The organism is Streptomyces venezuelae, from assembly GCF_008642315.1.
Taxonomy (GTDB): Bacteria; Actinomycetota; Actinomycetes; order Streptomycetales; family Streptomycetaceae; genus Streptomyces; species Streptomyces venezuelae_D.
The window spans coordinates 3,078,115-3,099,942 of the sequence record NZ_CP029192.1 but is presented as its reverse complement, the minus strand read 5'-3'; the positions used below and the strand labels follow the sequence as shown (position 1 = coordinate 3,099,942).

The window sequence follows — 21,828 nt, the reverse complement described above, 5'->3', positions numbered from 1 at the left end:
CGGGCGCACCCGGGCAGGGCGGCGTACCGCGTCCACCGGCCCATTCCACGAGGCCCGGACGGTCGGCACCCGGGCCGGACGGCACGGGTGCACTGCCGGCAGGTCTTCGGACTCCGCGCACGACAAATGCGTACACGTCTACCGTTGCGGGACAGTTCCGGACTTGCACCGGATTCCCCTGCGGCGACAGCGAGCACGAGCATACATCTAGTGCTGGCTCTGAGTGGCAGCCCCATATCTTGTGTCTCTCGCGTCGTCTCTCGCGTCGGGGAGTACGAGAACGGGCCGCCGGATTCCTCCGGCGGCCCGCTCGTCGTACGCAGGGAAGGGTCAGTGCCCGCCCGGCGCCCCCGCCGTGGCCGGCGGCAGTTCCTCGATGACACCGGGGTCGCCGGCGTCCGCCGTGTAGTCCTCCGGAGACGTCTCGTCGATGCCCTCGGGGGCCTTCAGCGCCTTCAGGACGAAGGTCATGACCACGGTCACGACGACGTTCAGGACGAACGCGGTGAGGCCGATGTAGCCGATCTCGCCGATGCCGGGGATCTCGTCGGACGAGCCGCCGAAGTGCTTCTGCGTCGGCGACGCGACGCCGTACGCGGCGACCGTTCCGTAGACCATGCCGACCGCCCAGCCCGCGAGCAGCGCCCAGCGGTGGAACCACCGCGTGAACAGGCCGCCGACCAGGGCGGGCATCGTCTGCAGGATCCAGATGCCGCCGAGGAGCTGGAAGTTGATCGCGACCGTCTTGTCCATGGTCAGGACGAACGCGAGCGCACCCACCTTCACCAGGAGCGAGACCAGCTTGGAGATCCTGGTCTCCTGCGCGGGTGTCGCGTCCGGCTTGATGAAGTCCTTGTAGATGTTCCTCGTGAAGAGGTTCGCGGCCGCGATCGACATGATCGCCGCGGGCACGAGCGCGCCGATGCCGATGGCGGCGAAGGCGACGCCGGTGAACCAGTCGGGGAACATGTCCTCGAACAGCTGGGGGATGGCCAGCTGGCCGTTCTCGACCTTGACCCCGGCCGCGATCGCCATGAAGCCGAGCAGCGCGAGCAGCCCCAGCATCAGCGAGTAGAGGGGCAGGATCGTGGTGTTGCGGCGGATCACGTTGCGGCTCTTGGAGGAGAGCGTCGCCGTGATCGAGTGCGGGTACATGAACAGCGCGAGGGCGGAGCCGAGCGCGAGCGTGGCGTAGGTCCACTGCCCGGCCTCGCCGGGTGCGAGGCCGGCGACGGGCTTGCCCGCCGCCTCGTTCGCCGCGGAGAACTTCTCGTTCGCCGCCGAGAAGATCTCGTCGAATCCGCCGAGCTTGATCGGGATGTAGATGATCGCGACGGCGATGACGAGGTAGATCAGACCGTCCTTCACGAACGCGATCAGCGCGGGCGCGCGCAGCCCCGACGAGTAGGTGTACGCGGCGAGCACCGCGAAGGCGATCAGGAGCGGCAGGTCCTTGATGAACCAGTTGGTGTCCGGGCCGCCGCCGATCCCCATGACGTCGAGGACCGCCTGGATGCCGACCAGTTGGAGCGCGATGTACGGCATCGTGGCGAGGATGCCGGTGACGGCGACCGCCAGCGACAGCCCCTTGGAGCCGAAGCGTCCGCGCACGAAGTCCGAGGTGGTCACATAGCCGTGCTTGTGCGAGACCGACCACAGGCGCGGCAGGAAGGTGAAGATCAGCGGGTAGACGAGGATCGTGTACGGCACGGCGAAGAAGCCGGCCGCGCCCGCCGCGTAGATCGCCGCGGGGACGGCCACGAACGTGTAGGCGGTGTACAGGTCGCCGCCGAGCAGGAACCAGGTGACCCAGGTGCCGAACGAGCGGCCGCCGAGCCCCCATTCGTCGAGGCTCTGCTCGTTCTCGGCCTTGCGCCAGCGGGCCGCGAGGAAGCCCATGACGGTGACGGCGAGGAAGAAGAAGATGAAGACGCCGAGCGCGACGCCGTTGACGCCGCCCGATGCGAGTGTGGTCACTTTCCGGCACCCCCATGGGCCTGCTCGGCCTTGCGGGCGCGCTGGTCACGCTGCCACAGCTTGTACGCGATCATCGTGAGCGCCGTGGAGACGAGCACCCAGAGCATTTGGTACCAGTAGAAGAACGGGATGCCGATGAAGGTCGGGTCGATCTTCGCGTACGACCCCACCCAGAGCATTGCCACGAAGGGCGCGACAAGGCAGGCTGCGATGACCACACGGACCGGCGTCACCACCGGTCTGTTCACTTCAGGCGCATCTGACATATCGCGGCTCCGTTCCCTCACTTATCCCATGCTTAACGTGCGGGAAATCTAAGCCACAGTCTCGCTGTATGGAACCCCTGTCCGGATAACGGACGAGGCAAGTTACCTGCTCAGCAGCAGCGGAACCCCTGGCGCGGGTCCGCCTCCTCCCGTTCCGTCCGCATGCGTTCAAACGCGCGGCGGCTGGGGACGGTTGCCGCCGGATGCTCCTTCCGTACGTGGGCCACATACCGCTCGTACGCCGACTCGTCGGTCAGTTCCCGTACGTACCACCGCATCCAGCGCATGCCGCGCAGCAGCCACGTCACTGCGCCACCTCCCGCCTCTCCTCCCGGGTCGCGATGAGCCCGGCCGGAGCGGTCAACTTCGACTCCACGTACGGTGCTTCGCTCAGCCGCGAGGCCGCGGGGTCGCGGACGTGCTTGATGCACACCCGGGCCGCGTCCAGGATGACGACGACGATGAGCAGCGCGAGCGCCGCCGAAAGGACGCCGTCCACCGTGGAGTTGGTGACGACGGTGTGCATGTCGTCCATCGTCTTGGCGGGCGGCAGGATCCTTCCCTCGTCGATGGCGTCCCGGTAGTTCGCGCGCTGCTGGAAGAAGCCGACGCGCGGGTCGCTGGAGAACACCTTCTGCCAGCTCGCGGTGAGCGTCACCGTCGCGTCCCAGACGAGCGGAACCCCCGTGATCCAGGCCCACTTGAGCCGTCCGGACTTCACGAGCAGCGTGGTGCAGACGGCGAGGGCGACGGCGGCGAGGAGCTGGTTGGCGATGCCGAAGATCGGGAAGAGCTGGTTGATCCCGCCGAGCGGCTCGTGCACGCCGACCCACAGGAAGTAGCCCCACAGACCCGTGACGACGGCGCTCGTGAACACGAGCCCAGGCTTCCAACTCATCCGCCGGAAGGGCTTGTAGAGGTTCCCGAGCATGTCCTGGAGCATGAAGCGGCCCACGCGCGTGCCCGCGTCGAGCGCGGTCAGGATGAACAGCGCCTCGAACATGATCGCGAAGTGGTACCAGAAGGCCCGCATCGAGCCGCCGGTGACCTTCGAGAAGATCTCCGAGACGCCGACCGCGAGCGTGGGCGCGCCGCCGGTGCGCGAGAGCAGCGAGGACTCCTCGACGTTCTTCGCGGCCTGCGCCAGGTCGGCCGGCGAGATCGAGTAGCCGAAGCCGGCGACGGCCTTCGACGCCTCCTGGACGGTGTCGCCGACGACTCCCGCCGGTGCGTTCATCGCGAAGTACAGGCCGGGGTCGATGATCGACGCCGCGACGAGCGCCATCACGGCGACCGACGACTCCATCAGCATGGAGCCGTAGCCGATCATCCGGACCTGCGTCTCCTTCTGGATCATCTTCGGCGTCGTGCCCGAGGAGATCAGCGCGTGGAAGCCGGAGAGGGCTCCGCAGGCGATGGTGATGAAGACGAAGGGGAAGAGCGAGCCCGCGAAGACGGGACCGTCGCCGCGCGAGGCGAAGTCGGTCACCGGGTCCATCTTCAGCGTCGGAAGCGTGACGACGACGCCGAGGGCGAGCAGCACGATCGTGCCGATCTTCATGAAGGTGGAGAGGTAGTCGCGGGGCGCGAGCAGCATCCACACCGGCAGGATCGAGGCGATGAACCCGTACGCCACCAGCCAGATGACCAGCGTCGACGGCGCCAGCGTGAAGGTGTCCGCGAGGGACGACTCGGCGACCCAGCGCCCGCCGACCAGCGCGAGCAGCAGCAGCGCGATGCCGATCAGTGAGACCTCGCTGACCCGCCCCGGTCGCAGTACCCGCAGGTAGAAGCCCATCAGGAGGGCGATCGGGACGGTCATCGCGATGGAGAAGGTGCCCCACGGCGACTCGGCGAGCGCGTTGACGACGACCAGCGCGAGCACCCCGAGCAGGATGATCATGATGGCGAAGGTGGCGAGCAGGGCCGCGGCCCCGCCGACCGGGCCGATCTCCTCGCGCGCCATCTGCCCGAGCGACTTGCCGTCGCGCCGCGTCGAGAAGAACAGCACGACCATGTCCTGCACGGCGCCCGCGAAGATCACGCCGGCGATGATCCAGATGGTGCCGGGCAGGTACCCCATCTGGGCCGCGAGCACCGGCCCCACCAGCGGCCCCGCCCCCGCGATCGCCGCGAAGTGGTGGCCGAGCAGCACCCGGCGGTCGGTCGGGTGGAAGTCGATGCCGTTGTCGAGCCGCTCGGCCGGGGTGGCCCGCTTCTTGTCGACCTTCAGGACCTTGTACGCGATGAACCTGGAGTAGAAGCGGTACGCGACGGCGTACGAGCCGAGGGCCGCCGCCACCATCCAGGCGGCCGACACCTCCTCGTCGCGCGCGAGGGCCAGGACGGTCCAGCCCGCGGCGCCGACCAGCGCGACGAGGGACCAGATGACGATGGATCGGGGGTTCGCTCTGCGCACCGGGTCGTCCTCCCGTTCACCATGCGATGAGGTTCATCGTGCGATGAGCTGCGTCGTGCGGTGACGGGAGGAACGTAGAGCAGCGCGGTGGCCCGCGCCAGACCTCGGACGGGTGTCAGTCCGTGGGTCGCTTGAGGCGCGCGACGAACTTGTAGCGGTCGCCGCGGTAGACCGAGCGCACCCACTCGACCGGCTGGCCGTCGCCGTCCAGCGAGTGGCGGGACAGGAGCAGCATCGGCAGGCCCACGTCGGTGCCGAGCAGGCCCGCCTCGCGCGGGGTCGCCAGGGAGGTCTCGATGGTCTCCTCGGCCTCCGCGAGATGCACGTCGTACACCTCGGCGAGCGCGGTGTAGAGCGAGGTGTACTTCACCAGGGAGCGGCGCAGCGCGGGGAAGCGCTTGGCCGACAGGTGCGTGGTCTCGATGGCCATCGCCTCGCCGTTGGCGAGCCGGAGCCGCTCGATGCGGAGCACGCGGCCGCCCGCGGTGATGTCGAGCAGGTCGGCGAGCCGGTCGTCGGCGGTGATGTACCCGATGTCGAGGAGCTGCGAGGTGGGCTCCAGGCCCTGGGCGCGCATGTCCTCCGTGTACGAGGTGAGTTGCAGCGCCTGCGACACCTTGGGCTTCGCGACGAACGTGCCCTTGCCCTGGATGCGCTCCAGACGGCCCTCGACGACCAGTTCCTGGAGGGCCTGGCGCACGGTGGTGCGGGAGGTGTCGAACTCGGCGGCGAGGGTGCGCTCCGGGGGGACCGGGGTGCCCGGGGGCAGAGTTTCGGTGATGTCCAGCAAATGCCGCTTCAGGCGGTAATACTTGGGCACGCGCGCGGTGCGCCCGACGCTCGGGCCCTCCGGGGACACGTCGATCTCGCCCGCGGTACTGCCCGCCTCACTGCCCATGATCGACCTTCCCGGCTCCTGTGCTGCTGCCGTCACCGGCTCCTCCGTCTGTCGCGGCTCACATCGTGGCACGTACCGGGCCATGGGGGCGCCCCCTGGTCGAGCGAAGTCGAGAGCTTGTGGGAAGACTCCGCCGGCTCAGGTGTCGGTCCGATAACGGACGCGACAGCCCTTCTTATACACCCTTGACACCCCTAAAGGTCTAGGCCAAGCTCCCCGTACTGGTCTACACCATTAAAGACCAGGTTCCAGTCCCACGGGCAGATCTCGGTCCATTTGGTCGCTGCGGGTGGGGGGTTGACTGGCATCCCTTGAGGAGGGTGAACGTGAAGCGCAAGCTCATAGCGGCCATCGGTGTCGCGGGCATGTTGGTCTCGGTCGCGGCCTGCGGCAGTGACGACGACGACAAGAAGGCCGGGGGAGCCGACAGCTTCAAGGGCGAGACCCTGACGCTCTGGGCGATGGACGGTTCGACGCCCGACAAGTGGCAGAAGGACGTCACGGCCGCCTTCGAGAAGAAGACCGGCGCGAAGCTGAAGTTCGAAGTCCAGCAGTGGAACGGTATCCAGCAGAAGCTGACCACGGCCCTCTCCGAGGAGAACCCGCCGGACGTCTTCGAGATCGGCAACACCCAGACCGCCGCGTACGCCAAGACCGGCGGCCTCGCCGAGCTCGGCGACCTCAAGGAGTCCATCGGCGCGGACTGGACCGAGTCGATGAACAAGGCCTCGGTCATCGACGGCAAGCAGTACGCCGCCCCGTGGTTCGTCCTCAACCGCGTCGTGATCTACAACAAGAAGATCTGGGCCGACGCCGGCATCAAGGACACCCCCAAGACGCGCGACGAGTTCCTCAAGGACCTGAAGCAGATCGGCGCCAAGACCGACGCCGAGCCGCTCTACATGCCCGGCCAGTTCTGGTACCACTTCGTCGGCCTGACCATCGGTGAGGGCGCCGAGCTGGTGAAGAAGGACGGCGACAAGTACGTCTCCAACCTGGGCGACCCGAAGGTCGCCAAGGCCATGAAGACGTACCAGGAGTTCCAGAAGCTCTCCAAGGCCCCCAAGAACAAGGACGAGGCCACGCCGCAGCAGGGCGAGGTCTTCGGCAAGGGCAAGACCGGCGCGATGATCGCCATGCCGTGGGAAGCCGCGCTGGCCATCAAGACCGACAAGAAGATCGAGAAGGACATCGGCTACTTCACGATCCCCGGCGCCACGGCGGACAAGCCCGAGGGTGTCTTCCTCGGCGGCTCCAACCTCGCCATCGCCGCGACCAGCAAGAAGCAGGAGCTCGCCAAGGAGTTCCTGAAGATCGCGCTGTCCGACAAGTTCGAGGGCCAGTTCGCCAAGGAAGGCGGCGTGATCCCGAACAAGCAGTCCCTCGAGTCCTCTCTCGCGGGCAACCCGGCCGCCAAGGCCATGACGCCCGCCACGCCCGGCGGCGGCATCACCCCGCTGATCCCGGAGTGGGGCGCGGTGGAGAACCCGCCGAACCCGATCAAGAACTACATGACCGCGGTGCTCAACGGTAAGTCTCCCGAGGCGGCCGCGAAGCAGGTCGAGGGCGAGCTCAACAAGCGCCTGGCGCAGAAGCAGTAAAGACGCGTCCTCTTGCCGGGGGCGGCGGGTGACGTTGACCCCGCTGCCCCCGGCGTACCCATGAGTTCTCCGCGTTCTCCGCGCCGATCCCGGCGCTCTCCGCGCTGACCCCGGCGTTCTCCGCGCCGACCCAGGCGCTCTCCGCGCTGCCCAGAGCGCTTCGCGTTGCCCACGAAAGAGATGGCGAGCATGACCGTGCAGAAGACCGAACGGCCGCCCTCCGGCCCGACGGAGGTGCAGACACCGGACGGCGGTCCACTGTCGGACGGCCCCAAGACATCCTCAAAACGTCTCGCCGGCCTGACGCCCTATCTGCTCCTGGCCCCCGCGATCATCGCCACCCTGCTGCTGCTCGGCTGGCCGTTGGTCAACAACGGGATGCTGTCGTTCCAGAACCTCAACATGAGGCAGTTCATTCTGCACCTCACGGAGTGGAACGGATTCGACAACTACAAGGAAGTCCTCACCGGCGAGGACTTCTGGCGGGTCACCGGCCGCTCGGTCGCCTTCACCGCCGTCAACGTCGTGCTGATCATGATCCTCGGCACGCTGGTGGGACTGCTGCTCGCGCGCCTCGGCCGACGGATGCGCACGTTCCTCCTGCTCGGCCTCGTGCTCGCCTGGGCCATGCCCGTCGTCGCGGCGAGCACGGTCTACCAGTGGCTGTTCGCGCAGCGCTTCGGCGTCATCAACTGGGTGCTCGCCAAGGTCGGCTTCGAGTCGATGGCCGACCACGACTGGCTCGCCACGCAGTACTCGACGTTCTTCGTCGTCCTGCTGCTGATCGTCTGGATGTCCATCCCCTTCGTGGCGATCAACCTGTACGCCGCCACGACCACCATTCCCAAGGAGCTGTACGAGGCCGCGGCCCTGGACGGCGCCGGTGCCTGGAAGCAGTTCACCCAGGTGACGCTCCCGTACCTGCGGCCCTTCCTCTACGCCACGACGTTCCTGGAGATCATCTGGGTCTTCAAGGCGTTCGTGCAGGTCTTCACGATCAACGAGGGCGGCCCCGACCGGCTCACCGAGATCCTTCCCGTCTACGCCTACATCGAGGGCATGGGCAACCAGCACTTCGGCATGGGTGCCGCGATCGCGCTGCTCACCATCGTCATCCTGCTCGCCATCACCTCGTTCTACCTGCGGATCGTGCTCAAGCAAGAGGAGGACGAGCTGTGAAGCGCTCGCTGATGGGCCGGCTGTGGCCCAACCTGGTCGCCGTCGTCATCTTTGTCTTCTGCGTCTTCCCCGTGTACTGGATGTTCGCGACGGCCTTCAAGCCGACCGGCGACATCATCGCCGAGGACCCGGTCTGGTTCCCGACCGACGCCACCCTCGAACACTTCAAGAAGGCGATCGACGCCGACCACTTCTGGACGATGGTCGGCAACTCCGTCACCGTCACGGTCCTCGCGGTGGTCTTCTCGCTCATCATCGGCGTGACCGCGGCGTTCGCCCTCGCCCGCATGCGGTTCAAGGGCCGGCGCGGCTTCATCATCGGCTTCATGCTGGCGCAGATGGCGCCCTGGGAAGTCATGGTCATCGCGATCTACATCATCGTGCGCGACGCGGACATGCTGAACAGCCTGATCCCGCTGACCCTCTTCTACATGGTGATGATCCTGCCCTTCACCCTCCTCACGCTCCGCGGCTTCGTCGCCGCCGTGCCCAAGGAGCTGGAGGAGTCCGCCATGGTCGACGGCTGCACCCGTATGCAGGCCTTCCGCCGGGTGATCCTGCCGCTGCTCGCGCCGGGCCTGATGTCGACCTCGCTCTTCGGCTTCATCACCGCCTGGAACGAGTTCCCGCTGGCCCTCGTGCTCAACAAGGAAGCGGACGCCAAGACCCTCCCGATCTGGCTGTCCAGCTTCCAGACCGCCTTCGGCGACGACTGGGGCGCCACCATGGCCGCCGCCTCCCTCTTCGCCATCCCGATCCTCATCCTCTTCGTCTTCCTGCAGCGCAGGGCCGTGAGCGGCCTGACCGACGGCGCAGTGAAGGGATAACTCCGCACATGACGACACTCACGCACGCCGGTGACACTCTCACCCGCAACGCCCTCGCCGTCCTCCAGCCCGGCTTCGACGGCACCACCACCGTGCCGGACTGGGTACGCCACCGGATCGACGAGGGCCTAGCCTCCGTCAGCCTGTTCGGCCGCAACGTGCAGACCGCGGAGCAGGTCACCGCGCTCACCGCACAGCTGCGCGCCGAACGCGACGACCTCCTGATCGCCATCGACGAGGAGAGCGGCGACGTCACCCGCCTGGAGGTCCGCACCGGCTCCTCCTACCCGGGCAACCACGCGCTCGGCGCCGTCGACGACACCGCGCTGACCCGCGCGGTCGCCGCCGACCTCGGCCGCCGCCTCGCCGCCTGCGGCATCAACTTCAACTGGGCGCCGTCGGCCGACGTCAACGCCAACCCCGACAACCCCGTCATCGGCGTACGCTCCTTCGGCTCGGACCCCGACCTCGTGGCCCGGCACACCGCCGCCTACGTCGAGGGCATGCAGTCGTCGGGCGTCGCCACCTCCGCCAAGCACTTCCCGGGGCACGGCGACACGGCGATCGACTCGCACCACTCCGTGCCGGTCATCGACGTCGACCGGGACGTCCTGAACTCCCGTGACCTCGCGCCGTTCCGCGCGGCCCTCGCCGCCGGCACGCGGGCCGTGATGAGCGCCCACGTCCTGGCCCCGGCCCTGGACCCGGACAACCCCGGCACGCTCTCCCGCCGCATCCTGACCGGGCTGCTCCGCGAGGAGTTCGGCTACGAGGGCCTCATCGTCACCGACGGCATGGACATGCAGGCCATCGCCGGCACGTACGGCTTCGAGCGCGGCTGTGTCCTCGCCATCGCCGCCGGAGCCGACGCGATCTGCACGGGCGGCGGCCCCTCGGACGAGGGGACCGTGCTGCGGCTGCGGGACGCGTTCGTCGCCGCCGTGCGCTCGGGTGAGCTGCCCGAGGAGCGGCTCGCCGACGCGGCCGACCGCGTCCGGGCCCTCGCGGGCTGGGCCGCGGCGTCGAAGGTGTCGGGCGCGGCCGAGCGTTCGGGGGGCGCGCCCGACACCGGCATCGGCCTGATCGGGGCCCGCCGCGCGCTGACGGTCACCCGCGGCGAGACGTACACGGCCCCGGTCACCGAGGCCCCCTACGTCGCCACGTTCTCCCCGCTCCCCAACATCGCCGTCGGCAACGAGACCCCCTGGGGCGTCACCGCCGAGCTGGAGCGCCGCTTCCCCGGCACCGAGTCCGCCACGTACTCCGGCGAAGGCTCGGGCAGCCAGGCCCTCGCGGCGGCGGGCACGCGCCGCATCGTGGCCGTCGTCCGCGACGCACACCGCCACGCCTGGATGGCCGACGCCCTCCAGACCCTCGTCGCGGCCCGGCCCGACACGGTCGTCGTCGAGATGGGCGTCCCCCAGTCCGCCCCGATCGGCGCCCTCCACATCGCGACGCGCGGCGCCGCCCGCGTGTGCGGCGAGGCGGCGGCCGAGGTCATCGTCGGGGGCTGACCACCCGCCGCACGACCGCGCGACACACGAAAGGGGCGCCCCCACCGGGGGCGCCCCTCTCGCGTATCCGCTGTTCCTACAGGCCCTGCCACTCCGGCTTGTTCGCGTACGTGTGCCGGAAGTAGTCCGCCAGCTTCAGCTTGGAGGCTGCGGCCTCGTCCACGACGACCGTGGCGTGCGGGTGCAGCTGCAGCGCGGAGGCGGGCACGACCGAGGCGACAGGCCCCTCCACCGTCGCGGCCACGGCGTCCGCCTTGCCCTCACCCGTGGCGAGCAGCACCAGGTGCCGCGCCTCCAGGATCGTCCCGATCCCCTGGGTGATGACGTGGTGCGGGACCTGCTCGATGTCCCCGTCGAAGAAGCGCGCGTTGTCCACCCGCGTCTGCTCCGTCAGCGTCTTGATGCGCGTACGGGACGCGAGCGACGAGCACGGCTCGTTGAACCCGATGTGCCCGTCCGTGCCGATGCCGAGCAGCTGGAGGTCGACACCGCCGGCCTCGGCGAGCGCCTTGTCGTACGCCACGCACGCCGCCTGCACGTCCTCGGCGCTGCCGTCGGGGCCCATGAAGGAGGTCTCGCTCAGTCCGAGCGGCTCGACGACCTCGCGCAGGACCACGGAGCGGTACGACTCGGGGTGCCCGGCGGGCAGCCCCACGTACTCGTCGAGCTGGCAGATGCGGGCCCGCGAGGCATCCACGGAACCGGCCGCGACCTTGGCCGCCAGGGCTTCGTAGATGGGCAGGGGAGTGGAGCCGGTGGCGACACCGAGCAGGGCGTCAGGCTTACGACGCACCAGGGCGGCCATGGCCTCCGCGATGAGCTCGCCGCCTGCCGTGGCGTCCGGGACGATGACAACTTCCACGCTGGGCCTGCCGATCTGGAGAGGGGCTCGAAAAGTACTGGTGGTATAGACCAATCTAGCAGAGCTGCGCTGCCGAAACAGCAGTGCTGCACAGCCAGAACAGTCGATTCCGCCGCTCTTCGATACATGCTCGACTCTCCGCCCCGCCTCCGCCCGTCGAACCGTGCCCGAGGGCCGGGAACGCCCGGTCACACGCCCAGCGCCGAACCTCCCGTCGCGTCGATGTACTGACCGGTGATCCACCGTGCGTCCTCCGAGGCCACGAAGGAGACGATGTCCGCCACGTCGGCGGGCTGGCCTATCCGGTCGAAGGTCGAATACCCCGCCATCTCCGCGCGCTGGGTCTCGGGGATCCCGTCCATCATCTCGGTCCGGATGATGCCTGGCGCGACCGCGTTCACCGTGATTCCGCGGGGGCCGAGCTCCTGCGCCAGCGTGTGCGTCAGTACGTTCACCGCGCCCTTCGTCATCGAGTACGCCACCGTGACCGGGAACGCGATGCGCGTGACGCCCGACGAGATGTTGATGATCCGGCCGCCGTCGCGCAGCCGGTCGAGCCCCTTCTGGACCACGAAGAACAGCGCCTTCGTGTTCACCGCGAACACGCGGTCGTAGTCCTCTTCCTGGACCTCTCCCACATGGCTGTACAGCCCGATGCCGGCATTGTTCACCAGGATGTCCAGGCCGTCCGCGTGCCGGTCGAACTCGGCCCAGAGTGCCTCGGCGTCGCCCGGCACCCCCAGCTCGGCGCCGAACGCGAAGGCGGAGCCGCCCGCCGCCTCGATCGCCGCCACCGTCTCCTTCGCGGCCACCTCATTGCTGCCGTAGTGCACGGCGACCCGCGCCCCGTCACGGCCCAGGCGCTCGGCGATGCCCCGCCCGATGCCCCGGCTGCCGCCCGTGACCAGCGCGGTCTTCCCCACAAGCCGGCTCGTGTTCGTGTGCACACCCATGACGGGCGCCCCCTCTTTCTCTAGTGGTCGCTACAGAAAGAACGCTACCCCACACCCGTCCCCTTTTTCTAGTGCCCGCTATACAATTCACTCCATGGCGACGAAACAGCGCGGACGCCCCCGCTCCTTCGACCGCGAGACGGCCCTGGAGCAGGCGATCCGCACGTTCTGGGAGAACGGGTACGAGGGGACGTCCGTCTCCGACCTCACCCGGGTCATGGGCATCGGCGCCCCGAGTCTCTACGCGGCCTTCGGCGACAAGCGCACTCTCTTCGACGAAGTCGTGGTGCGGTACGGGGCGACGCACGGAGCCTTCGGCACACGCGCCTTCGACGAGGAGCCGACCGCGCGCGCCGCGGTGTCGCGGATGCTGCACGAGGCCGCGGCCGAGTTCACCGACCCCGGCCACCCCCGCGGCTGCCTCGTCATCACCGCGGCCACCAACTGCACGACGCCGGAGGTGGAAAAGGCCCTGCGGGAGCGCCGGAACGCGAACGTGACGGAGATCGAGTCCCGCATCCGCGCATCCGTCGCCGCCGGGGAGCTGCCCGACCGCACCGACCCCCGGGCCCTCGCGCGTTATACGGCGGCGGTCTTCCAGGGGATGTCGCAACAGGCCAGGGACGGCGCCACCAGGGAAGATCTGGAGGCGGTGGCCGATCTCGCCATGGCGGCGTGGCCGCGGGCCCGGTCCGCCTCCGGTGAAGCCCCGGCGTCGGCTCCGACGATGTGAGAAAGTCGGCTCCGATTGTCGGAGAAAGAGACAACAACAAACATCTGCCGACGCATAGACATAGGAGAATGGTCTAGTCCACAATGCGTGGGTAAAGCCTCCGCCCTCCCCGCACAGGAGAGCGGATCGAGGAACCGGCACTCTCTGCCCTGACCGTGTCGGATCCTCAAGATCGGCTGTTCAGTACCGCACATTCTGGCGGCCGATGCACCTGAAGGGCTGCGGTGCCGTGGGCGGGCTGAGGGTCCCGCCCTGGCGCCGCGGCTCGACGGGAGCCGCCGGACGCGAAAGGTACGCTCCACACGTGCCCTCCATGAACGACCTCGTACGCCAGCACACCGCTCTCGGTGACTCCGATCTCGAGTGGCTGCACCTGCTGGTCTCGGAGTGGCAACTGCTCTCCGACCTCTCCTTCGCCGATCTGGTCCTCTGGGTCCCCACGCTCGACGGCACCCGCTATGTGTCCGTGGCGCAGATGCGGCCCAACACCGGGCCCACCTCCTACCAGGACGACATGGTCGGCCACCTCGTCCCACGCGGCCGCCGGCCCCTCCTGGACGCCGCCCTGGACGAGGGGCGCATCGTGCGCGAGGGCGACCCGGAGTGGCGCGAAGAGGTGCCGGTGCGCGTCGAGTCCATCCCCGTACGCAGGGAGGGGCGCGTCCTCGGCGTCATCGCCCGCAACACCAACCTGCTGACGGTCCGCACGCCGTCCCGGCTCGAGCTGACCTACCTCCAGTCGGCGTCCGACCTCGCGCAGATGATCGCGGCGGGGTCGTTCCCGTTCCCGGGGCAGCAGGTCGACATGGACGCCTCCCCGCGCGTGGGGGACGGTCTGCTGCGGCTCGACGCCGACGGCGTGGTGCAGTACGCGTCGCCGAACGCCCTCTCCGCGTACCACCGCCTCGGTCTGGCCTCCGACCTCGTCGGCCACCACCTGGGCACGGCGACGGCGGAACTCGCCCCGTCCCGCGGTCCGGTGGACGAGGCGCTCGCCAAGGTCGCCAGCGGCTGGGCGCCGCGCGAGTTCGAGATCGAGGGCGGCGACGGCGTGATCCAGCTGCGCGCGATCCCGCTCAAGCCCAAGGGGCCGCGCATCGGTTCGCTGGTCCTCCTCCGCGACGTGACCGAACTCCGCCGCCGGGAGCGGGAGTTGATCACCAAGGACGCGACCATCCGGGAGATCCACCACCGGGTGAAGAACAACCTCCAGACGGTCGCCGCGCTGCTGCGGCTTCAGGCCCGCCGCATCGACTCGGCCAAGGGCCGCGAGGCGCTCGAAGAGGCCGTACGGCGCGTGGGTTCCATCGCCATCGTCCACGAGACGCTCTCCCAGAACCTCGACGAGCGCGTGGAGTTCGACGAGATCGCCGACCGGGTGCTCGCGATGGTCGCCGAGATCTCGCCCGGCAAGGTCACGGGCCGGCGCACCGGCCGCTTCGGAATCCTCGACGCGGAGGTCGCGACGCCGCTGTCGATGGTGCTCACGGAGATCCTGCAGAACGCGCTGGAGCACGGCTTCCGCGAGGGGGACACCGGCACGGTCGAGGTGTCGGCGGTGCGCGGCGGCACCACCAAGGACGCGCGGCTGCTCATCACCGTCCAGGACGACGGGGTCGGTCTGCCCGAGGACTTCGACCCGCACCGCTCCGGAAATCTCGGTCTGCAGATCGTCCGCACCCTGGTCGAGGGGGAGCTGGGCGGCACGTTCGACATGGTCCGGGCGCCGGAGCGCGGCACCCAGGTGCTCCTGGACATCCCGGTCCGCGGCGACAAGTAGCGGGTACAGGCAGCGCGCAAAAGCAGTGAGCCCCGGACCCATGGGTCCGGGGCTCACTGCTCACGTTGCGTTGCGCATCGGGGGTACTGCGCGGCTGCGGCTCGGGGGCGGGAGTTGCGTACGCGCTGTACGCGCCGCCAAGCTCAGGCTCGTGGGGGGTGTGGGCGTCAGGCGCTGGCCTGGCGTGCACGGTTGCGAGCGGCGCGGCGCTTCATTGCGCGGCGCTCGTCCTCGCTGAGGCCACCCCAGACGCCGGAGTCCTGGCCGGACTCGAGCGCCCACTGCAGGCACTGCTCCATGACGGGGCAGCGGCGGCAGACGGCCTTGGCTTCCTCGATCTGCAGCAGCGCAGGACCGGTGTTGCCGATGGGGAAGAAGAGCTCGGGGTCTTCCTCGCGGCAAACGGCGTTGTGACGCCAGTCCATGGCTGCTACCTCTCCTTGGTATTACATGCAGGTTGCTTGTGAATGTGAACGCTTTCACGAATCCCCCCGCACGGGAAGGGCCGACGCCCAGTTGCCTGGTGTGGACCTGTGGTGGAGGAGGGGTTCTGGCTCTCTGTGGGGCCGATGTTGCGGGCCGTCCCGATCGCCATGTAGAGATTCGCAAACCTCGGCGGCGGATACAACCCCTTCAGGAAAGTTTTTTTTGATTCCTCAGTGTCGGCTGGGTCACAGCCGTACTTCCATGGGGTGGACCCTGGTTTAAACGTTCGAGTGAAAGGACTTTAGGCCCTTCTACTCACACAATCACACGCAGTGCACGGCGTACGCCTGTGAACGTCACGCTCGTCCGGAGCCCCAAGTGGTCACCGTCCATCTGAAGGGGCAGAGGAACCTTTGAATGCAAGGTGAAGTCTGTGAGGTCGTGGAGCGTAACCGCGTGCTTACCGTGCGGTCCCCGCTCCGGCGTCGACGTCAGAAGCTGAGTGCCGTACCGGGCCACTGCGGCCGTGGAGAGCTTCTTCAGACCCAGTACGTCCAAAGCCGTGTCGAAGGACGCCTGCGGGGATGCGTACAGAGGGCGATTGCCCAGGTAGGAGTACGGAGAGGTGTTGCAGACTATCGACATCACCAGGTCCGTCACCGGGTCCTCGCCGGGCCGCTCCAGCGTGATCATCCCGTGCCTGCGGTGGGGCTCGTCGATGAACTGGCGCAGCACCTGACGCACGTAGAGCGCATGGGTCGAGCGCCGGCCGAGCTCGCGCTGCTGTTCGACCCTGCCCACCACGCCGCCGTCGAAGCCGAGCCCCGCGCAGAACGTGAACCAGCGCGAGGGCACCGCCTCGTCCTCGGTGCCCGGTGTGCCGCCCGCGATCCCGAGACCCACCGTGCGCTCACTGCCCTCGCGCAAGGCGTCCAGAAGGGCGCCGGTGGCCTCCACGGCGTCGTTGGGCAGCCCGAGGGCGCGCGCGAAGACGTTGGTGGAGCCGCCGGGCACGACGGCAAGGCGGGGCAGGCGGTCCGGATCGGGGCCGTGGTGCAGCAGACCGTTGACGACCTCGTTGACGGTGCCGTCGCCGCCGAGGGCGACGACCAGCTCGATGTCCTTGCTCTCCGCGGCCTGCCGGCCGAGGTCCCTGGCGTGCCCGCGGTACTCGGTGGTGACCGCGTCGAGCTTCATCTCGCTCGCCAGCGCGTGGACCAGCACATCACGCGTACGCGCACTGGTGGTGGTTGCCGCCGGGTTGACCACGAGAAGTGCACGCATGCGAAGCAGACTACCTAGCGCTCTTTACACGGCCTAGACCGAGGTGCCGGGGCCGACGCACCCGGAGCTACCCTGCAGGGGTGAGTAATCAGCGGAAAAGCACCCCCGAAGCCCCGGCGTCGCCCGAGCCGGGCCAGCGACCCGCGCGGGTGACCGCCGCCGCTGCCCTGGTCGCACTGGAGGGGCTCGCCCTCCTCGCCGGGGGCGTCTACATGCTCGCGCTGGGCATCTCCGGATCGTCCGACGACACGCAGCAGGCCTGGACGGGCGGCGTCACGCTGATCGTCCTCGCGCTGCTTCCGCTGCTCGCCGCGCGGGGCCTGCTGAAGCTGCGGCGGTGGAGCCGCGGACCCGCGATCATCACGCAGGTCATGGCGCTTCCGGTGGCCTGGCAGATGCTGCAGGCCGACAGTCTGGCGATCCCGGCCGGCATCGTGCTCGCGCTCTGCGCCGTCGCCTCGCTGGTCTTCCTGGTCAATCCGGCGACGACCGAGGCCCTCGGCATCCAGGGCCCCGGCAACGTCCAGGATCAGAAGTAACGCCGCAGGGTCATCGACGGCGACTACGGAGAGTGGTCACTCCTCGACGAGGAGCTTCTCCCGCAGCTGCGCCAGCGTGCGCGCGAGCAGACGGGAGACGTGCATCTGGGAGATGCCGACCTCCTGCGCGATCTGCGACTGGGTCATGTTGCCGAAGAAGCGCAGCAGCAGGATGCGCTTCTCGCGCGGGGGCAGGTCCTCCAGGAGCGGCTTGAGGGACTCGCGGTACTCGACACCCTCCAGAGCCTCGTCCTCGGCGCCCAGGGTGTCCGCGACGGCCGGGGACTCGTCGTCCGTGTCGGGGACGTCCAGGGACAGCGTCGAGTACGCGTTCGCGGACTCCAGGCCCTCCAGGACCTCCTCCTCGGAGATGGCCAGCTTCTCGGCCAGCTCGTGGACCGTGGGGGAGCGGCCGTGCAGCTGGGACAGCTCGGCCGTCGCCGTCGTCAGCGCGAGACGCAGCTCCTGAAGGCGCCGCGGGACACGGACCGCCCACCCCTTGTCGCGGAAGTGCCGCTTGATCTCGCCGACGACCGTCGGAGTCGCGTACGTGGAGAACTCCACGCCGCGCTCCGGGTCGAAGCGGTCCACGGACTTGATCAGGCCGATCGTGGCGACCTGCGTCAGGTCGTCCAGCGGCTCGCCGCGGTTGCGGAAGCGGCGGGCCAGGTGCTCGACGAGCGGCAGGTGCATGCGGACCAGCTGGTTGCGCAGCTCCGCGTACTCCCGACTGCCGCCGTCCAGGGTGCGCAGCTCGATGAACATCGCGCGTGCGCCGCTGCGGTCCTGCGGATCGTGCCGAACGTGCTCGCTCATGTTTCCCGCCCGTCGCCCGCCGCCCCGGCCGGAGAGCTGCTCGAGCTCGTCCCTGGCGGTCGGCTCTGCCTGCTCCGACACATCGGCCACCCTGAGCGGACCCGACTGGTCCGGCTCCTCCGGGTGCGGTTTGGCCTGCTGTTCGGGGATTCCGGTGGTCATACGGCGCAACCCCTCCCTGCCGCCGGCGGGCCGGCCTCGTGTGCCGCGCTCTTCGTCCCGCACCGGCCCGTCCCCGTCCCTCACGCCGGCCCGGGTCCCGCGCCGCGCTTCTTGTAGAGGCTGATCGAGACGGTGTTGTCCTCGGCGACGGTCGAGTCCACCTGGCCCGCGAGGGCCGACAGCACCGTCCAGGCGAAGGTGTCCCGCTCCGGGGCCCGGCCGTCGGTCGTGGGCGCCGAGACCGTCACCTCCAACGAGTCGTCGACGAGCCGGAAGACGCAGCTGAGCACCGAGCCGGGCACGGCCTGCTGGAGCAGGATCGCGCAGGCCTCGTCGACCGCGATGCGGAGGTCCTCGATCTCGTCGAGCGTGAAGTCCAAGCGCGCTGCCAGACCGGCCGTGGCCGTCCGCAGCACCGACAGGTAGGCACCCGCAGCCGGAAGGCGGACCTCCACGAAGTCCTGATTCCCGGGCTCGCCTGCGATCTGGGACACCCTCACCTCCAAGGTGGTACAAGCACTTTCGGGGTTCCGGGACCGCCGTCGAGCGGTGGTCCGGGCTGCGTCACACGGGTAACGCCCCACGTCGTTCTGCGGTGACGCTACCGCGCTCCCCAGCTCCGTGTCCCGGGGACCCCGGCCTGATGCTGTCACTCATAGTAAGCCTATGAGTACGGACAGTGGCTAGGGGTCGCGCAGGCCCAATTGGAAAGAACGGGCGCCGGGTTGACGTACCCAAACGTCAGACGATCGAACCGTCCACGAAGCACCAGCGCCAGCTCTCCCCCGGCTCGAAGGTCCTCATCACAGGGTGTGAGGTCTCCTTGAAGTGCGCCGTCGCGTGCTGGAAGGGCGAGGAGTCGCAGCAGCCCACGTGCCCGCACTGCAGGCACAGCCGCAACTGGACAGGATGGCTGCCGGCCGCCTGGCATTCGAGACACGTCTCGCTCATCGGGGCGGGCTCGGGGTGCGGCAGCGCTGCGACGTGCGGGCACTCGTTCATGATTGCCAGGTTACGACGGGAACGCGGAGGGCGGAGGGGTCTGCCGATGGACGCATTGCCACTGGTGGCATTGATCGCGGCGAGCGCGGTGGTGGCCGGGGCGGCGCGCAGGACACCGGTGCCCGCGCCGCTGCTCCTGGTCGCCGTGGGGCTCGCCGCCTCGTACCTGCCGGGCGTGCCCGACTACCACCTCGACCCGCACATCGTGCTGCCGCTGATCCTGCCCCCGCTGCTGCACACCGCCGCCCTGGAGAGCTCCTACCTGGACCTGCGGGCCAACATCAGGCCCGTCGCGCTCCTCTCGGTCGGTTACGTCCTGTTCGCCACGGTCGCCGTCGGATGGCTCGCTTATCTGCTCATCCCGGACCTGCCGCTGACCGCCGCGCTCGTCCTCGGCGCCGTGATCGCGCCCCCCGACGCGGTCGCCGCCACGGCCATCGCGCGCAGGGTGGGCCTCCCGTCGAGGATCACCACGATCCTCCAGGGCGAGTCCCTGGTGAACGACGCGACCGCGATCACCGCCTACAAGGTGGCCGTCGCGGCGGCGATCGGCGAGGGCATGAGCTGGGTCGGCGGTGTCCAGGAGTTCCTGGTCGCCGCGGTGGGCGGCGTCGGCGTCGGGCTGCTCCTCATGGTGCCGATCCACTGGCTGCGCACCCACCTCAAGGAGGCGATGCTGCAGAACACGCTGTCGCTGCTCATCCCCTTCGTGGCGTACGCCGCCGCGGAACAGGTGCACGCCTCCGGAGTGCTCGCCGTGGTCGTCGTCGCGCTCTACCTGGGGCACCGGTCCTGGCAGGTCGACTTCGAGACGCGGCTGCAGGAGGCCGCGGTGTGGAAGGTCGTCGCGTTCATCCTGGAGTCGGCGGTCTTCGCGCTGATCGGTTTGCAGCTGCCCGTCGTGCTGAAGGGGCTCGGCGAGTACAGCGTGGGGCAGGCCGTCTGGTACGCGGTCGGGGTCTTCGTCTTCGTCGTGGTGGCGCGCTTCGTGTGGTCGTATCCGGCGACGTACCTGCCGCGCGGGCTCTCGGCGCGGATCAAGGAGCGCGAGGACGACATGGACTGGCGCAGGCCGCTGATCGTCAGCTGGGCCGGCATGCGGGGCGTGGTCTCGCTCGCCATCGCGTTCTCGATCCCGCTCGTGACGGACGACGGCGAGCCGTTCCCCGCGCGCAATCTTGTCCTGTTTCTGACGTTCACCACGGTGATCGGAACGCTCGTCGTGCAGGGACTCTCGCTGCCGTGGCTGATCCGCGTCCTGAAACTGCCGGGCAGGGACGCGCAGGCGCAGACGCTCGCGGAGGCGCAGGCGCAGAACGCCGCCTCGCAGGCCGCGGAGGCCCGGGTGGAGGAACTCATGCGGGACGAGCGCAACAGCCTCCCACGGCCCCTCCAGGACCGTCTGCGCACCGTTCTGGAGCGCCGCCGCAACTCCGTGTGGGAGCGGCTCGGCCAGGCGAACCCGGTGACGGGGGAGTCGGCGGACGACACCTACCGGCGCCTCGCGCGGGAGGCGATCGCCGCGGAGCGCGAGGTGTTCGTGAAGATGCGGGACGAGCGGCGCATCGACGACGAGATGATGCGGACGCTGCTGCGCAAGCTCGACCTGGAAGAGGCGGCCGCGCACCGGGAGATCGAGGACTGACGCCTGCCCGCCGGCCCCGCCTACTCGGAGGGCTCGGGCGCGCCGGTGATGACCGCGGTGAGGCGGGTCCCGGGCCGGAAAGCGCCCTCTTCCGAGAGGACGGTCAGGGCGTACAGCAACTTGGCGACGTAGAGGCGCTCCACCGAGAGGCCGGTCGCGTCCCCGTGCCGGTGCTCGAAGTCCTCGGCGAAGGCGAGGAGTCCGGGCGGGGTGCGGGCGTAGCCGCCCCAGTGGAAGCGTTCGTCCAGGCGCCAGTTGGCGGTCGGTTCGCCGAACGTCCGCCGTTGCAGGGCGGCTATGTCCTCGCCCAGGAAGCCGCCTCTGAGGACCGGTATGCCGAGGGCCCGCCGGTCGGGTCCGACCCCCGCGGCGAGACCCGCCAGGGTGCCGCCGGTGCCGCACGCCACGGCCGCCACGTCGGTGTGCTCGCGCAGCTCCTCGCCGAGCGCCGTGCAGCCCCGCACGGCAAGGGGATTGCTGCCGCCCTCCGGGATCACGTACGCGTCCCGGCAGCCCGTCTCGCGCAGGAGCGCGGCCAGCGTCGCGGGTTCCGCCTTCTTCCGGTACGTCGACCGGTCCACGAAGTGCAGCCGCATCCCGTCGGCCGCGCAGCGGGCCAGGGACGGGTTCAGCGGGCGCCCTGCGAGCTCGTCGCCGCGGACGACGCCGACCGTGGCGAGGCCGAGGAGGCGGCCCGCCGCGGCGGTGGCGCGCAGGTGGTTGGAGTAGGCGCCGCCGAACGTGAGCAGGGTGTCGTGGCCCGTGTCGGCGGCAGACCGCAGGTTCAGGACGAGCTTGCGGTACTTGTTGCCCGGCAGGTCCGGGTGGATCAGGTCGTCCCGTTTGAGCGCGAGCTCCACGCCGTGGCGTCCGAAGCGGTCGTCCTCCACGCGTTGCAGCGGCGACGGCAGCCGGGGGTGCGGGCCGGGCGGGGTGTGGTGCACC

The 21,828-nt window shown here is 69.3% G+C and carries 21 protein-coding genes and 1 riboswitch; of the genes, 8 read left to right on the top strand and 13 right to left on the bottom strand.

The annotated features are described in order from the left end of the window. Window positions 1–79: 79 nt before the first annotated feature. Window positions 80–216: riboswitch (cobalamin riboswitch) on the bottom strand. Window positions 217–330: 114 nt separating this feature from the next. The 5 genes from mctP to DEJ48_RS12995 all read right to left on the bottom strand — a co-directional run bounded on the left by mctP (window position 331) and on the right by DEJ48_RS12995 (window position 5,560). Next, on the bottom strand, window positions 331–1,977 hold the full coding sequence (gene mctP / locus DEJ48_RS13015; protein WP_150216278.1) for a monocarboxylate uptake permease MctP: 1,647 nt from the start codon (window positions 1,975–1,977) through the stop codon (window positions 331–333). After that, window positions 1,974–2,243, bottom strand: a complete 270-nt coding sequence (locus DEJ48_RS13010) for a DUF3311 domain-containing protein (protein ID WP_190537368.1) — start codon at window positions 2,241–2,243, stop codon at window positions 1,974–1,976. The genes mctP and DEJ48_RS13010 overlap by 4 nt, the downstream gene beginning before the upstream one ends. A gap of 110 nt (window positions 2,244–2,353) precedes the next feature. Next, the gene (locus DEJ48_RS13005; protein ID WP_150221151.1) at window positions 2,354–2,530 is read right to left on the bottom strand and encodes a YbdD/YjiX family protein; all 177 of its coding nucleotides are present in this window, start codon (window positions 2,528–2,530) and stop codon (window positions 2,354–2,356) included. Between the two features lie 17 nt (window positions 2,531–2,547). Further along, a complete protein-coding gene (locus DEJ48_RS13000) occupies window positions 2,548–4,662 on the bottom strand; it encodes a carbon starvation CstA family protein (protein WP_150216277.1) in 2,115 nt (704 codons plus the stop codon). Between the two features lie 115 nt (window positions 4,663–4,777). Next, window positions 4,778–5,560 (bottom strand): GntR family transcriptional regulator, encoded by a 783-nt coding sequence (locus DEJ48_RS12995; protein ID WP_202456271.1) that lies wholly within the window; start codon window positions 5,558–5,560, stop codon window positions 4,778–4,780. A 326-nt stretch (window positions 5,561–5,886) separates the two neighbouring features. Here DEJ48_RS12995 and DEJ48_RS12990 point away from each other — a divergent pair, with 326 nt between their 5' ends. The 4 genes from DEJ48_RS12990 to DEJ48_RS12975 all read left to right on the top strand — a co-directional run bounded on the left by DEJ48_RS12990 (window position 5,887) and on the right by DEJ48_RS12975 (window position 10,681). Continuing rightward, complete coding sequence (locus DEJ48_RS12990; RefSeq protein ID WP_150216276.1) at window positions 5,887–7,161, top strand: extracellular solute-binding protein; 1,275 nt, start codon at window positions 5,887–5,889, stop codon at window positions 7,159–7,161. Between the two features lie 189 nt (window positions 7,162–7,350). Further along, window positions 7,351–8,340 carry a carbohydrate ABC transporter permease gene (locus tag DEJ48_RS12985; protein WP_150216275.1) on the top strand — a complete coding sequence of 330 codons (990 nt, stop codon included), beginning with the start codon at window positions 7,351–7,353 and terminating at the stop codon, window positions 8,338–8,340. Next, a complete protein-coding gene (locus tag DEJ48_RS12980) occupies window positions 8,337–9,167 on the top strand; it encodes a carbohydrate ABC transporter permease (protein ID WP_150216274.1) in 831 nt (276 codons plus the stop codon). Before DEJ48_RS12985 ends, DEJ48_RS12980 begins: the two co-directional genes overlap by 4 nt. An 8-nt stretch (window positions 9,168–9,175) precedes the next feature. Continuing rightward, window positions 9,176–10,681, top strand: a complete 1,506-nt coding sequence (locus DEJ48_RS12975) for a glycoside hydrolase family 3 protein (RefSeq protein ID WP_150216273.1) — start codon at window positions 9,176–9,178, stop codon at window positions 10,679–10,681. Window positions 10,682–10,757: 76 nt separating this feature from the next. Here the strand turns inward: DEJ48_RS12975 and nagB are convergent, their stop codons facing one another. Then, a complete protein-coding gene (gene nagB / locus DEJ48_RS12970; RefSeq protein ID WP_150216272.1) occupies window positions 10,758–11,543 on the bottom strand; it encodes a glucosamine-6-phosphate deaminase in 786 nt (261 codons plus the stop codon). Between the two features lie 188 nt (window positions 11,544–11,731). Continuing rightward, on the bottom strand, window positions 11,732–12,496 hold the full coding sequence (locus DEJ48_RS12965) for an SDR family oxidoreductase (protein WP_150216271.1): 765 nt from the start codon (window positions 12,494–12,496) through the stop codon (window positions 11,732–11,734). Between the two features lie 94 nt (window positions 12,497–12,590). Between DEJ48_RS12965 and DEJ48_RS12960 the strand changes: the two genes are divergently transcribed. Next, window positions 12,591–13,229, top strand: coding sequence for a TetR/AcrR family transcriptional regulator (locus DEJ48_RS12960; protein ID WP_150216270.1), 639 nt, complete (start codon window positions 12,591–12,593; stop codon window positions 13,227–13,229). A gap of 313 nt (window positions 13,230–13,542) precedes the next feature. Continuing rightward, window positions 13,543–15,009, top strand: coding sequence for a sensor histidine kinase (locus DEJ48_RS12955; protein ID WP_190537982.1), 1,467 nt, complete (start codon window positions 13,543–13,545; stop codon window positions 15,007–15,009). Window positions 15,010–15,176: 167 nt separating this feature from the next. On the opposite strand, the gene DEJ48_RS12950 is transcribed toward DEJ48_RS12955, so the two are convergent. Together DEJ48_RS12950 and DEJ48_RS12945 are read right to left on the bottom strand one after the other, a co-directional pair. Next, window positions 15,177–15,434, bottom strand: coding sequence for a WhiB family transcriptional regulator (locus DEJ48_RS12950; protein ID WP_016639615.1), 258 nt, complete (start codon window positions 15,432–15,434; stop codon window positions 15,177–15,179). Window positions 15,435–15,750: 316 nt separating this feature from the next. After that, a complete protein-coding gene (locus tag DEJ48_RS12945) occupies window positions 15,751–16,719 on the bottom strand; it encodes a diacylglycerol/lipid kinase family protein (RefSeq protein ID WP_055563721.1) in 969 nt (322 codons plus the stop codon). An 80-nt stretch (window positions 16,720–16,799) separates the two neighbouring features. Between DEJ48_RS12945 and DEJ48_RS12940 the strand changes: the two genes are divergently transcribed. Further along, window positions 16,800–17,258 carry a hypothetical protein gene (locus DEJ48_RS12940; protein ID WP_150216268.1) on the top strand — a complete coding sequence of 153 codons (459 nt, stop codon included), beginning with the start codon at window positions 16,800–16,802 and terminating at the stop codon, window positions 17,256–17,258. Window positions 17,259–17,294: 36 nt separating this feature from the next. Here DEJ48_RS12940 and DEJ48_RS12935 read toward each other — a convergent pair whose 3' ends face one another. The 3 genes from DEJ48_RS12935 to DEJ48_RS12925 all read right to left on the bottom strand — a co-directional run bounded on the left by DEJ48_RS12935 (window position 17,295) and on the right by DEJ48_RS12925 (window position 19,238). Continuing rightward, window positions 17,295–18,320, bottom strand: coding sequence for an RNA polymerase sigma factor SigF (locus DEJ48_RS12935; RefSeq protein WP_150216267.1), 1,026 nt, complete (start codon window positions 18,318–18,320; stop codon window positions 17,295–17,297). Then, complete coding sequence (locus tag DEJ48_RS12930; RefSeq protein WP_030780840.1) at window positions 18,317–18,730, bottom strand: anti-sigma regulatory factor; 414 nt, start codon at window positions 18,728–18,730, stop codon at window positions 18,317–18,319. The genes DEJ48_RS12935 and DEJ48_RS12930 overlap by 4 nt, the downstream gene beginning before the upstream one ends. A 247-nt stretch (window positions 18,731–18,977) precedes the next feature. Beyond that, the gene (locus DEJ48_RS12925) at window positions 18,978–19,238 is read right to left on the bottom strand and encodes a UBP-type zinc finger domain-containing protein (RefSeq protein ID WP_150216266.1); all 261 of its coding nucleotides are present in this window, start codon (window positions 19,236–19,238) and stop codon (window positions 18,978–18,980) included. A 46-nt stretch (window positions 19,239–19,284) separates the two neighbouring features. Between DEJ48_RS12925 and DEJ48_RS12920 the strand changes: the two genes are divergently transcribed. Next, the gene (locus tag DEJ48_RS12920) at window positions 19,285–20,883 is read left to right on the top strand and encodes a Na+/H+ antiporter (RefSeq protein ID WP_150216265.1); all 1,599 of its coding nucleotides are present in this window, start codon (window positions 19,285–19,287) and stop codon (window positions 20,881–20,883) included. Between the two features lie 20 nt (window positions 20,884–20,903). On the opposite strand, the gene DEJ48_RS12915 is transcribed toward DEJ48_RS12920, so the two are convergent. After that, window positions 20,904–21,827: a 1-aminocyclopropane-1-carboxylate deaminase/D-cysteine desulfhydrase gene (locus DEJ48_RS12915; protein WP_150216264.1), complete on the bottom strand. Its 924-nt coding sequence runs from the start codon at window positions 21,825–21,827 to the stop codon at window positions 20,904–20,906. Window position 21,828: the final 1 nt, after the last annotated feature.

Bases quoted from the DNA above. Each gene is read 5' to 3' on its own strand.
- DEJ48_RS13005 (WP_150221151.1), bottom strand. From the start codon at position 2,530: ATGCGCTGGATGCGGTGGTACGTACGGGAACTGACCGACGAGTCGGCG.
- DEJ48_RS12925 (WP_150216266.1), bottom strand. From the start codon at position 19,238: ATGAACGAGTGCCCGCACGTCGCAGCGCTGCCGCACCCCGAGCCCGCC.
- DEJ48_RS12955 (WP_190537982.1), top strand. From the start codon at position 13,543: ATGAACGACCTCGTACGCCAGCACACCGCTCTCGGTGACTCCGATCTC.
- DEJ48_RS12950 (WP_016639615.1), bottom strand. From the start codon at position 15,434: ATGGACTGGCGTCACAACGCCGTTTGCCGCGAGGAAGACCCCGAGCTC.
- DEJ48_RS12975 (WP_150216273.1), top strand. From the start codon at position 9,176: ATGACGACACTCACGCACGCCGGTGACACTCTCACCCGCAACGCCCTC.
- DEJ48_RS12995 (WP_202456271.1), bottom strand. From the start codon at position 5,560: ATGGGCAGTGAGGCGGGCAGTACCGCGGGCGAGATCGACGTGTCCCCG.
- DEJ48_RS12920 (WP_150216265.1), top strand. From the start codon at position 19,285: ATGGACGCATTGCCACTGGTGGCATTGATCGCGGCGAGCGCGGTGGTG.
- DEJ48_RS13010 (WP_190537368.1), bottom strand. From the start codon at position 2,243: ATGTCAGATGCGCCTGAAGTGAACAGACCGGTGGTGACGCCGGTCCGT.
- DEJ48_RS12985 (WP_150216275.1), top strand. From the start codon at position 7,351: ATGACCGTGCAGAAGACCGAACGGCCGCCCTCCGGCCCGACGGAGGTG.
- DEJ48_RS12965 (WP_150216271.1), bottom strand. From the start codon at position 12,496: ATGGGTGTGCACACGAACACGAGCCGGCTTGTGGGGAAGACCGCGCTG.
- DEJ48_RS12960 (WP_150216270.1), top strand. From the start codon at position 12,591: ATGGCGACGAAACAGCGCGGACGCCCCCGCTCCTTCGACCGCGAGACG.
- DEJ48_RS12945 (WP_055563721.1), bottom strand. From the start codon at position 16,719: ATGCGTGCACTTCTCGTGGTCAACCCGGCGGCAACCACCACCAGTGCG.